At 70.4% G+C, this 11,002-nt stretch carries 10 protein-coding genes; 3 read left to right on the forward strand and 7 right to left on the reverse strand.

Going from position 1 to position 11,002, the window contains the following annotated elements:
* Positions 1-136: 136 nt before the first annotated feature.
* The 3 genes from panD to HCA58_RS02885 are packed head-to-tail and all read right to left on the reverse strand — an operon-like array spanning position 137 to position 2,424.
* Positions 137-556: an aspartate 1-decarboxylase gene (gene panD, locus HCA58_RS02875; RefSeq protein ID WP_169596124.1), complete on the reverse strand. Its 420-nt coding sequence runs from the start codon at positions 554-556 to the stop codon at positions 137-139.
* 27 nt (positions 557-583) lie between these two features.
* Positions 584-1,432: a pantoate--beta-alanine ligase gene (gene panC / locus HCA58_RS02880; RefSeq protein ID WP_169596187.1), complete on the reverse strand. Its 849-nt coding sequence runs from the start codon at positions 1,430-1,432 to the stop codon at positions 584-586.
* A 38-nt stretch (positions 1,433-1,470) separates the two neighbouring features.
* Positions 1,471-2,424 (reverse strand): DUF2520 domain-containing protein, encoded by a 954-nt coding sequence (locus HCA58_RS02885; protein ID WP_169596125.1) that lies wholly within the window; start codon positions 2,422-2,424, stop codon positions 1,471-1,473.
* Between the two features lie 108 nt (positions 2,425-2,532).
* Between HCA58_RS02885 and HCA58_RS02890 the strand changes: the two genes are divergently transcribed.
* On the forward strand, positions 2,533-3,654 hold the full coding sequence (locus HCA58_RS02890) for an SAM-dependent methyltransferase (RefSeq protein ID WP_169596126.1): 1,122 nt from the start codon (positions 2,533-2,535) through the stop codon (positions 3,652-3,654).
* 67 nt (positions 3,655-3,721) lie between these two features.
* The gene (locus HCA58_RS02895; protein ID WP_205807462.1) at positions 3,722-4,903 is read left to right on the forward strand and encodes an NADH-quinone oxidoreductase subunit D; all 1,182 of its coding nucleotides are present in this window, start codon (positions 3,722-3,724) and stop codon (positions 4,901-4,903) included.
* A gap of 46 nt (positions 4,904-4,949) precedes the next feature.
* Here HCA58_RS02895 and HCA58_RS02900 read toward each other — a convergent pair whose 3' ends face one another.
* The 4 genes from HCA58_RS02900 to HCA58_RS02915 all read right to left on the reverse strand — a co-directional run bounded on the left by HCA58_RS02900 (position 4,950) and on the right by HCA58_RS02915 (position 9,655).
* Entirely contained in the window at positions 4,950-6,674 is a 1,725-nt protein-coding gene (locus HCA58_RS02900; RefSeq protein ID WP_205807257.1) for a hypothetical protein, read from the reverse strand.
* A gap of 157 nt (positions 6,675-6,831) precedes the next feature.
* Positions 6,832-7,833, reverse strand: a complete 1,002-nt coding sequence (locus HCA58_RS02905; RefSeq protein WP_169596128.1) for a glycine betaine ABC transporter substrate-binding protein — start codon at positions 7,831-7,833, stop codon at positions 6,832-6,834.
* 258 nt (positions 7,834-8,091) lie between these two features.
* Positions 8,092-8,814, reverse strand: coding sequence for an ABC transporter permease subunit (locus HCA58_RS02910; RefSeq protein ID WP_169596129.1), 723 nt, complete (start codon positions 8,812-8,814; stop codon positions 8,092-8,094).
* Between the two features lie 154 nt (positions 8,815-8,968).
* Complete coding sequence (locus HCA58_RS02915; protein WP_169596130.1) at positions 8,969-9,655, reverse strand: ABC transporter permease; 687 nt, start codon at positions 9,653-9,655, stop codon at positions 8,969-8,971.
* Positions 9,656-9,657: 2 nt separating this feature from the next.
* On the opposite strand from HCA58_RS02915, the gene HCA58_RS02920 reads away from it, so the two are divergent.
* Positions 9,658-10,653, forward strand: a complete 996-nt coding sequence (locus HCA58_RS02920; RefSeq protein ID WP_169596131.1) for an ATP-binding cassette domain-containing protein — start codon at positions 9,658-9,660, stop codon at positions 10,651-10,653.
* The last annotated feature ends 349 nt before the right edge of the window (positions 10,654-11,002 follow it).

The following is an 11,002-nucleotide window of genomic DNA, read 5'->3' on the forward strand; positions in this document are numbered from 1 at the left end:
CCCGACGGCACCCTCAGGGTAACCAGAAATGACCTTCCGGTGACAGACCGGATTCCGCGGACGGGCGTCACAGCCGGTCGGCGAGAGCGCAGCACGGTGGCGCCGGCGACGCCGATGACCCGGGCGCTCCAGCCCGCTAGACCGACAGCGGGTTCGGCACCGGCGCGCCTGCGGTACCGGGCGCGGGGGTCGACGGATCGCCGCCGATGTCGACGGCCTTGTTGTCGGCGTCCACGTGCACCACCCGAGGACGGTACGCACGGGCCTCGGCGTCGTCCATCTGCCCGTACGAGATGAGGATGACCAGATCACCTGGATGCACCAGGTGCGCGGCCGCGCCGTTGATACCGATCACGCCGCTGCCCCGCCGACCGGGGATGACATACGTTTCCAGTCGGGCTCCGTTGGTGATGTCGACGATCGCCACCTGCTCGCCGGGGAGCAGGTCGGCGGCGTCGAGAAGGTCCTCGTCGACGGTCACCGAGCCGACGTAGTGCAGGTCCGCCTGGGTCACCGTGGCCCGGTGGATCTTGGACTTGAGCATCGTGCGGAACATCGGGACGCCTTTCACGGGCACGGGTGGTCAGGATTTCGGGTCGAGCCGGATCTCAGCGTTGTCGATCAATCGGGTACCGCCCACCCACGCAGCCACGAGCAGCCGGGCCGGACCACGGACCGGACCAGGCTCCAGATCAGCGTCGGTGAGCACCAGGTAGTCCAGCCGCGCGCCGGGTTCACCGGCACCGAAAGCGAGGTGGGCCGCGGAGAGCACCGAGCCGGCGTCTCGACCGGCCGCAGCAGCCTCGGCACCTGCCCGCAACGCCCGGGACAGGTTGAGCGCCACCGAGCGTTCAACCGGCGAGAGGTAGCGGTTGCGGCTGGACAACGCCAGGCCGTCCGGTTCCCGGACCGTAGGCACCCCGATCACCTCGACCGGGACATCCAGATCACGGCACATCCGCCGGACCAGGGTCAGCTGCTGGAAATCCTTCTCACCGAAGAAGGTCAGGTCCGCTCGGGTGAGCTGGAGCAGCTTCAGCACCACGGTGAGCACGCCGTGGAAGAACCCCGGCCGGCTCAGCCCCTCCAGATCCTCACCGAGCGACCCCGGGCTGACCCGGACCACCGGCTCGCCACCGGGGTACATCTCCGCCACCGAGGGAGCGAAGACCAGGTCCACGCGCGCCCGTCGGCAGACCTCCAGATCATCTTCGAGGGTACGCGGGTAGCGGTCGAAATCCTCGTTCGGCCCAAACTGCAACGGGTTCACGAAGATCGTCACGATCAGGTGGTCGACCCGAGCCCGGGCCTGGCGCAGCAACGTCTCGTGCCCCTCGTGCAACGCGCCCATGGTCATCACCACCCCCACCGTCCCGGTGCAGGCGGACCGCGCCCTGGCCAGGTCGGCCCTGGTGTGCACCAGCTCCGTCACGTGATCCACCTCGCTCGGCACCTGTCCTGCATCGATCGTCACGTCGTCACCCCACTCCGGTAGGCGTCCAGGACGTCGAGCACCGGCGCGACGTCGATCGCACGTATCCGCCCGGCCGCGACCGCCCGGTCGGCGGTACGCCGGGCCAGTACGACATAGACATCGACCACCTCAGGCGCAGCACCGGTGAGCCGCGCCAGGTGCCGTCGCACCGTGCCGGCGTCGCCTCGGGAGACCGGGCCGGTCAACGCGTCGTCGCCGAGGCGTAACGCGTTCTCCAGCGCGGCCCGCAGCAGCGGCGCAAGCACCTTCTCGGGCTGACCCACTCCGGCGTCGCGCAGCAGGCCAGCCGCCTCGTTGACCAAGGTCACCAGGTGGTTGGCGCCATGTGCCAACGCCGCGTGATAGAGCGGCCGGTCGGCCTCGGCGATCCACTCGGGCACCCCACCGAGGTCGACCACCAGCCGGGCGGCCAGCGGGCGCAGATCGGCAGGCACACTCACCCCGTAGGAGATGCCGGGCAGCCGACCGAGGTCGTCCGGCGTACCGGCGAAGGTCATCGCGGGATGCAACGCCAACGGACGGGCACCGGTCGAACTGGCCGGCTCCAGCACCGCCAGGCCGTGCGCCCCCGAGGTGTGCGCCACCACCTGGCCGGGACGCAGCGCACCGTCGGCGACCAGCCCGGCCACCACCCCGGACAGCGCGTCGTCCGGCACAGCGATCAGCAGCAGATCGGTGGCGCTCCGGGCGACCTCGACGGCCGGGCGACAGGGCACCCTCGGCAGCAACAACGCGAGGCGGGCACGAGAGGCACCGGACGTGCCGCTGGCCGCGACCACCCGATGACCGGCAGCGGCCAGCGCGGCGCCCAGCGTGGCGCCCACCCGCCCGGCGCCGATGACGCCGACGGTGAGCACAGCGGGGGTGGCCTGAGCCGGAGCCACAGGCGGCCGGTGGCCGGCCGGATAGGTGCGCAGCGGTGCGCTCATGTCACGATCCAGTCCTCGATGCGGGTACCGGTCGGGGCAAGTATGCGTCGCTGACGCGGACCCGAAACAAGAATGTGTGAAATCGTTCACCGGTGTGAGGAGCGCCCCATGACGATTCGCTGGCGCGAGGCGATGCGACAAGCCCTCTACGGTCCCGGTGGATTCTTCGTCTCCGGCGCCGGACCGGCGGCACACTTCCGCACCAGCGTGCACGCCTCACCGATCTTCGCCACGGCACTGATCCGATTGATCCACCAGCTCGACGCCGCCCTGAACTTCCCCGACCGGTTCGACGTGGTGGACGTGGGAGCCGGGCAAGGTGAGCTGGTCAGGGCTCTCTCAGCGGCGGTTCACGGCGAGCCGTCACCCTCGATGCGGACTCCGCTGGCTCGGCGGGTGCGTTTCACCGCCGTCGAACTCTCCCCACGTCCCGCCGGCCTCCCCGACCAGATCGCCTGGACCAACGAGATCCCCACTGCCGTCACCGGGCTGCTCCTGGCCACCGAGTGGCTCGACAACGTCCCCCTCGACCTGGCCACACACATCGACGGCAGCTGGCACTACCTGCTGGTCGACCCCACCACCGGAGCCGAGACGGCAGGCAGCCGGGTCGATCGCGCGGACGCAGACTGGCTTACCAACTGGTGGCCGGCACCGGACCACGACCTCGCCACCCCGACCGTCCCGAGCCGGTCGGCCCCGTCGGGTGCCTCCATGGATGTTTCGTTGCTGTGGCCGCGGGCAGAGATCGGGCGGACAAGAGACGAGGCGTGGTCGCGAGCCGTGGACCACGTCGGGCGAGGGCTGGCGCTGGCCGTGGACTACGGCCACCTGCGAGCGGAGCGGCCGGTCGCCGGGACGCTCGTCGGCTACCGGGGCGGACGGCAGGTGTCCCCGGTGCCGGACGCCTCCTGCGACGTCACCGCGCACGTCGCCATCGACTCGGTCGCTGCCGCCGGTGAGCGGGCGGCCCGGTGTGCATACCTGCTGACCTCGCAGCGCGAGGCGCTACATGCCCTCGGGGCCGACGGCGGGCGACCAGGGCTGAGCCTGGCCTCCAGCGACCCGGCCGGCTACCTGCGGGCCCTGGCCACGGCGGCGGCTGCTGCCGAGCTGACCGACACCACCGGTCTCGGCGGGCACTGGTGGCTGTGGCAGCCGGTCGGCCTGCCCACCGACCGGCTGCCAGTCGGTCAGTCCTCACCACATGTCCAACGATCTCCCGGCTGAGCACGCCGCACTTGCGGGTGGGGCCGGGGTGCGGACGGTCGCGTCCCGGTTCGCTGTCCATGGCACGATGGCGGGCATGACCACGGGCGATCTGCGCGAGCTGACCGTCGGCACCGGCGCCGGCCTGGTGGCGGGCACCGGGGGTGAGCAGCTCGGCGCGGACATGGTGCTGAACATCGGTCCGCAGCACCCCTCCACACATGGCGTGCTACGGCTCAAACTCGTCCTCGACGGCGAGCGGGTGCTGGCCGCCGAACCGGTCGTCGGCTACATGCACCGAGGTGCCGAAAAGTTGTTCGAGGTACGCGACTACCGGCAGATCATCGTGTTGGCCAACCGGCACGACTGGCTGTCGGCGTTCGCCAACGAGCTGGGCGTGGTGCTCGCGGTGGAACGGCTGATGGGCATGGAGGTGCCGGAGCGGGCCACCTGGCTGCGGATGGCGCTCGCCGAGTTGAACCGGGTACTCAACCACCTGATGTTCCTCGGCTCCTATCCGCTGGAGATCGGCGCGATCACCCCGATGTTCTACGCCTTCCGGGAACGCGAAACCCTCCAGGCGGTGATGGAGGAGGTCTCCGGGGGGCGGATCCACTACATGTTCAACCGGGTCGGTGGCCTCAAAGAGGAGGTGCCAGCCGGGTGGACCGGACGGGCCCGAGCCGCCGTCGGTGAGGTACGCCGCCGAATGCCGGACCTGGACAACCTGATCCGTCGGAACGAGATCTTCCTGGCCCGTACCGTCGGGGTGGGGGTGCTCTCGGCGGCTGAGGCTGCCGCCTTCGGGGCCTCCGGTCCGGTGGCCCGGGCATCCGGTCTCGACCTCGACCTGCGCAGGGACGAACCGTACCTGGCCTACGACCAGCTCGACGTGCCCGTGGTGACGAAGACAGCAGGCGACTGCCACGCCCGCTTCGAGGTGCTGCTCGACCAGGTGTACGCCTCACTCGACCTGGCGGAGCAGTGCCTGGAGCGGGTCGACCGGCTCACCGGGCCGATCAACACCAGACTGCCGAAGGTGCTCAAGGCACCCGAGGGGCACACGTACGCCTGGACGGAGAATCCGCTCGGCATCAACGGCTACTACCTGGTCTCCCGGGGCGAGAAGACGCCGTGGCGACTCAAGTTGCGCACCGCCTCGTACGCCAACGTGCAGGCCCTGGCCACCCTGCTGCCCGGCTGTCTGGTACCGGACCTGATCGCCATTCTCGGCTCGATGTTCTTCGTGGTCGGCGACATCGACAAGTGACGGCCCCTGCACCAGCTCTCGTACGCGGGTGGCGTCGTCCGTCAGGTCAGCGCCAGCGGCGGTCTGCGGCGTCGTGCCCCGCCGGACCGTAGCCGCTCTCCTCCTCACGGTGCCGGCGGCCGTAAGCCTCCCCACCCGGGCGTTCAGCCCTCGGGTACCCGGGTCGATGTCCGTACCCCGGTTCCGGCGCGTAGCCGCGCGTCGGTTCCGGCTGGTGACCCCGCGCCGGTTCGGGTTGATAACCGCGTTCACGGGATGGCTGCCACTCCTGCGGCACCGGCACCCCACCGGCGGGCAGCGCCGGATGGCTCTCCGGCTCACTCCAGCCGTCGTGCCACGCGCCCTCGCCCGCCGCGTCGCGGCGTGAATCGTCGCGACGTACGCTCGCCCACCGGTCCTGAACCCGGTACTCGGTGCCGGCAGGGTCGGCGTGCACCTCGGCCCGGCGTTCGCCGACCCGCAGCTCGCGGCCCCGATCGTCGTCGCGCACCGCCGCCCAACGGTCCCCGGCCCGCAGCTGCGCCCAGTACGCCCCCGTGTCGTCCGACCGGTTCCCCTGTGGTGCCGGTGCCGGGCCCGCAGGACTTTCCCAGCGCTGGGCACCCGCGTCCCAGTTGCGGTCGTCCCGGGACCTCTGGTCGCGACCGTCGCGGTCGCCGGAATTCCCTTCCGGATAGTCCGAGCCACCGACGCGGGCGGCGGACCAGTCGTCGCCCGCGGCCGACCAGCGACCGTCCTCCTGTGGCGGCGACCAGGAACGTTCCTCCTCACGAGGTGAGCCGGACCAGGAACGTTCGTCGTCGTGGGGCGGCCCGGACCAGGCAGACTCCTCGTGGGCAGCTCCGGGCCAGGAACGTCCGTCGTGGTGCTCCGGACCGGACCAGCGACGGTTCTCGTCCCGACGGGAACCGTCGTCACCGTCGGACCAGACGTGCTCGTCCCGGTCGGTGGCGTGTCCCCGCCCACGCTCCCCGTGCTGCGCTGCCGACCAACCCGCCGGATACCCGCCGTACCGGCCGCCGGACTCGCCCACACCGCCGTTCACGATCGTGTGCCGGGTGGTCACCTGCACCGTCTCGGTGTGCCGGACCATTCCGAGTGGTTTCGGCCCCGAATCACCCGGGCGCTTGTCCTGCTCCGGCCGGACCGGTGGACCGTAGACGCCCGCTGAGCCGCTGGCCGTACCGTTGTTGCCGGGCCCGGAACGCGCCCCGCCGTACCCGGCAGGTCCTGGCCGCTCCCCGCCGTACCCGTCTGCCCCGGCACGCTCTTCGTCGTATCCGCCGGCCCGGCCGTGGGCAGGCCGGGCCGTGCCATGGACACCGGCCTGCGCGGTAGGCCGCGACGGTGCCTCCGGCGCCGGCACCCGGGCTCGGCCAGGGGCGGCCGGCTGCTCGTTCCCTGCCGCGCCGAGGTCACCCGAATCGACCTGTCGGCGCAGCCCCGCGAGCGCCTCCTGCACCCGATGAACCTCGTCGAGTGCCTGATTGCCGCGTTGGGCAGCAGCCACGATCTCACCGCGTAGTTCCCGCCGCAACTGCTGAACCTCGTCGCGGATCTCCTCCGCAGGCGGCCCACCGCCGTCGGGACGTAACGCGATGGACAGACCGATCAGCACCACGGCCAGTATGGCCAGCACCGCGGCAAAGCGCAGCGGCCCGTTGCCGTCGGCGACCAGAAGTATGAGCGCTGCGACAGGAGCGAGGGCCGTACCGCCCCAGAAGAGCACGGTGAGCAGCTTGCGCGTATCGGCGGGCACCGGGGCGGGCATGGGTCCGCAGCCTACCGAGAGTTGCGTAACGTGGGAACGGCCCCACGGCAGCTGTCCTTCGCGACTTCGAATCGGCGGTCGCGACTGCGCCACCACGCCAGCAACAGCACGGTGCCCCGACCTTCGGCCGGGGCACCGTGGCGGCTGGAACGGCTGCTCAGCTCTGCGCGTACGCCGCGTCGGTCGAGAAGACCAGGCCGACGCTGATCGTGCCGTTACGCAGGCCCGTCTTGGTCAGCGGGCCACCCTGGTCCAGTGAGGAGAACGAACCGACGGCCAAACCGTAGGTCTGCTCCAGGCCGGGCTTACAGAAGGGGCGCTCCTGGCACTCCGGTGGGCCACCCAGCACCGTGGCCGTACCCGAACACTTCTCGGCCAGCTCGGAGAGAGTACGCACGCCGTACTTCTCGGAGAACTCCTCGGTCACGGCGAAGGCGTTCTGGTTCTGGGCCGCTGCCGGAGCGCCGAAGGTCAAGCCCACCTGCTCACCCAGACCGCGCAGCGCGGTGACGGTGTTCTCGACGTCCGGTGAGGAAACCGGCTGGCCACCGCTGTTCACCTTGCCGTTGAGGAACTCGGCGAGGGTGGCGGCGTACTCCGGGACGACCTGGATCTCGCCCTTCTCCAACGCCGGCTCGTACAACTCCCGGTTGCCGATCTGCTGCACGGTGACCTGGTAGCCCGCAGCCGTCAGCTGGATCTTGTAAAGCTCGGCGATGATCTCGCTCTCGGTGAAGTTTCCGGCTCCCACCGTGATTCGACCGCCCGGCCCCTCCTCCACTCCGTCGGTCAGCGAGTTGGCATCGGCGAACTCCTGTGCCGCGGCCTGGGCGCTTTTACGCTCGTCGTCGACCGCCTTGTTGAGCTGCACGAGCTTCGGCGTGTCGAGCACGGTGGAGATCTTGTCCAGCGCGGCGATCAACTGCGGGGCAGCCACGTCACTGTTGATCGCCGGAATGATGTTGTCGGCGTTCTGCAGTGACTTGTCGTCCTCAAGCGCGATCAACTGCTCCCCGGCCACGGGCGCGCAACCCTCGCCGGAGGCACCCTGCTGCGGCTCCTCGGTGCCGGACGAACCGGCGTCGCCACAACCTGCCAGGACCGTCGCTGCCGCGACCGCCCCCACGACCGCGATGGACAGTCTGCTACCTGCGCGCATGTGCCCGCCTTCCGTGTCCCGGCGCGGCCCGGGTGGGCCGGCCGCGTGTCCGACGGGCGATTCCGCCTACCGGCCGCCCGCTGTGTCCAGCCAACATCCTGACGTGTGCCACCGACAAGCTGACGAGGCATTCGTCACCGGAACGTCACCCATCGGGGTCGACCCACCCGACCCGACCCGACCCGACACGTGACGTCGACCCCGCAGCCGGCTACGTCGGGTGGGTCGACGTCGTCACCTCGTACCATTCGCCTCCGGTCAGCAACCGGCAACGGCATCCGCAGCGCGTCGCCCGGCACGACGTCGGGCACGGCGCAACGGGCGGGGGGTCACCAGCCGTTCGACAAGTGCGAAAAGCAGCTCGACGCTCAGCGCGAGCCCGGCGACCAACAGCCCACCGGCCAGGATCTGACCACCACCGACCGCGATGCTCAAGCCGAACCCCAGCCGGATGATCTCCCCCAGGCCGCCACCGTTGACGAAGGTCGCCAGCGCCGCCGTGGCGACCACCTGAACGGCGGCAGTCCGGAAACCTGCCGCGAGATAGGGCACCGCGAGCGGCAGTTCCACCCGACTCAGCACCTGTGTTCCTGTCATGCCCATGCCGCGGGCGGCCTCCCGGGTCTGCGGATCGACCTGCCGCACCCCCGTGTAAGAGTTCGCCAGCAGCGGCGGCACGGCGAAGACCGCCAGCGCGACCACCACCGCCGGTCGACCGAAGCCGAGAAAGGTCAACGGGAGGATGGTCAGCAGAGCCAGTGTGGGCACCGCCAGGGTGAGGTTCGAGACGAGCACCACCATGCCCCCGCCGCGACCGGTGTGGCCCAACCAGAGACCCAGTGGCCAGGCCACCAGGCAGCCCAACAGCACCGCAGCGGCCGACATGCTGACGTGCTCACCGAGCCGGTCCAAGATACCGCCCGGATTCGTCCAGTTGAGCGGATCGTTGAGCCAGACCACCGCCTGGGACACCGGGTTCATCGCGATCCCCGAACAGACCGCCCGGTCCCGTCCCGTCGTTCCGCGTCACGCATCAGGCGGCTGCCCTGGGCCCGGCACTGGGGTTCGGCACCGGCCTCAGGCTGAGCCAAGCGACGCCCGCCCGGCCGGAGGCCCGTCCGTCCCCTCCCGACGCTCATCCGGTCCGTCCGCGCAGCCACGGGGTGAGCAGCCGACCGGCTGCCACCAGGAACAGGTCGAGCACCAGCGCAAGCAGGACACAGAGCAGCGTCCCGGTCATGATCTGGGCCTTGTAGAGGTTGTTCTGGAATCCGGCGAAGATGATCTGCCCGAGCCCACCCCGCCCGATCACCACACCGACGGTGACCAGAGCGACAGTGGAGACCGTGGCCAACCGCAGACCGGTGAGGATGCCGGGTACGGCCAGCGGCAACTCGATGCGTAACAGACGCCCCCAGCGGCCGTACCCCATGCCCTCGGCCGCCTCCCTGATCTCCGCCGGAACCTGGTTGAGCCCGGCGACGGTGTTGCGGATGATCACCAGCAGCGCGTACAGCACCACCACGCTCAACACGGTCGCGACGCCGATGCCCAGATACGGTGCCACGAACGCGAACACGGCCAGGGAGGGAACCGTGTAGAGCACCCCGGTCAGTGCGAGAATCGGCCCGGCGAGCGGCCGGAACCAGTACGCCACCACTGCCAGCGGGACGGCGATCAACGCGGCGACGAGCACCGCCCGGAGGGTCAGTGTGGTGTGTTCACGTAGGGCGGCGAGCACCGTGTCAGAGTTGTCCCGCACGTACTGCCAGGAGAACCACGGGTTACCCGGATCAGCCCGGTAGCTCAGGCGGAAGGACATACGTGGACGTTACCCCGGGTGCCGGCGGTGATCGACGCGCGGCGTCGATCACCCTCGACGGCATCGGCAAGCGCTACCCGGACGGCACCGACGCAGTCGGAGAGCTCAGCCTGCATGTCGACGAGGGTGAACTGGTCGTGCTGATCGGCCCATCCGGGTGCGGCAAGTCGACCGTGCTGCGGATGATCAATCGGCTGATCGAGCCGACCGCCGGCCGGATACTGCTCGGCGACGCCGACGTGACCCGGGTGGACCCGGTGAAACTACGCCGCCAGATCGGCTACGTCATCCAGAACGTCGGCCTCTTCCCGCACCAGACGGTAGCCGCGAACGTCGCCACCGTGCCCCGGCTGCTCGGCTGGGCCACCGGCCCGGTGAAGCGTCGGGTCGAGGAACTGCTGGAACTGGTCGGTCTCGATCCGGTGCAGTTCGGCCGGCGCTACCCCCACGAACTCTCCGGCGGCCAGCGGCAGCGGGTCGGCGTGGCCCGGGCGCTCGCGGCCGATCCGGTGTTGCTGTTGATGGACGAGCCCTTCTCCGCCGTCGACCCGATCGTGCGCACCCGGCTGCAGGAGGAGTTCCTGCGGCTGCAGGCGGAGGTACGCAAGACCATCGTCCTGGTCACCCACGACCTCGACGAGGCCGTACGGCTCGGCGACCGCATCGCGGTGCTCTCCGAAGGGGGCCGGCTGGAGCAGTACGACACCCCGGCGGCGCTGCTCGGCACTCCCGCGACCGGGTTCGTTCGGGAATTCGTCGGGGCCGACCGGGGCATCCGCCGGCTGGCCGTCCTTCCGGTGACCCGGGAAGTGCTCGATCCGCTGCCCGTCGACGGGGTTGCCGGGCTGCCGTCGATGCCGCTCGGCGGGTCGGCCTACGACGCGCTGGCACTGCTGCTCACCGCCGCCGGCGGCCAGGCGGTGGTGACCGAGGACGGACGCCCCGTCGGCACCCTCAGCCGCGAACGCATCCTGATGCTGGCGGAGTCGACCGGGTGAGTCCCCTCCGACGGGTCGCCGGGCCACCCGGTGAGCGGGCACCGTTGTCCCTGGCCCAGTCGACGTACCAGGGGCTGCCGAAGACCAGGACCAGGACGAGCGCGGCGAGCGTACCGGCGCCCGGTGCGGATTCGTGTCGGTTGGTGAGAGCCATGGCCCCGCAATTTGCCAGCGGATCGACGCAGGCAAACGCGAGGCGTCAACTGTGGTGGTACGCGCGTTCGACGCCCTAGGCCGTGTCTCCTGGATCATGGTTTGGGGCGGTCGGGTTTCGCGCGTAGCCAGATGAGGATGTCGGCGATCTGCACGGTGGCGCGGTAGCAGCAGGCGAGCTTGTCGTAGCGGGTGG

It is taken from the genome of Micromonospora sp. HNM0581, assembly GCF_012726175.1.
Classification (GTDB): domain Bacteria; phylum Actinomycetota; class Actinomycetes; order Mycobacteriales; family Micromonosporaceae; genus Micromonospora.

What these genes read in the sequence shown, in the direction of transcription:
- panD (WP_169596124.1), bottom strand. Translation starts at nt 556, where the DNA reads ATGTTCCGCACGATGCTCAAGTCCAAGATCCACCGGGCCACGGTGACC.
- HCA58_RS02905 (WP_169596128.1), bottom strand. Translation starts at nt 7,833, where the DNA reads ATGCGCGCAGGTAGCAGACTGTCCATCGCGGTCGTGGGGGCGGTCGCG.
- HCA58_RS02915 (WP_169596130.1), bottom strand. Translation starts at nt 9,655, where the DNA reads ATGTCCTTCCGCCTGAGCTACCGGGCTGATCCGGGTAACCCGTGGTTC.
- HCA58_RS02910 (WP_169596129.1), bottom strand. Translation starts at nt 8,814, where the DNA reads ATGAACCCGGTGTCCCAGGCGGTGGTCTGGCTCAACGATCCGCTCAAC.
- HCA58_RS02885 (WP_169596125.1), bottom strand. Translation starts at nt 2,424, where the DNA reads ATGAGCGCACCGCTGCGCACCTATCCGGCCGGCCACCGGCCGCCTGTG.
- HCA58_RS02900 (WP_205807257.1), bottom strand. Translation starts at nt 6,674, where the DNA reads ATGCCCGCCCCGGTGCCCGCCGATACGCGCAAGCTGCTCACCGTGCTC.
- HCA58_RS02895 (WP_205807462.1), top strand. Translation starts at nt 3,722, where the DNA reads ATGGCGGGCATGACCACGGGCGATCTGCGCGAGCTGACCGTCGGCACC.
- HCA58_RS02890 (WP_169596126.1), top strand. Translation starts at nt 2,533, where the DNA reads ATGACGATTCGCTGGCGCGAGGCGATGCGACAAGCCCTCTACGGTCCC.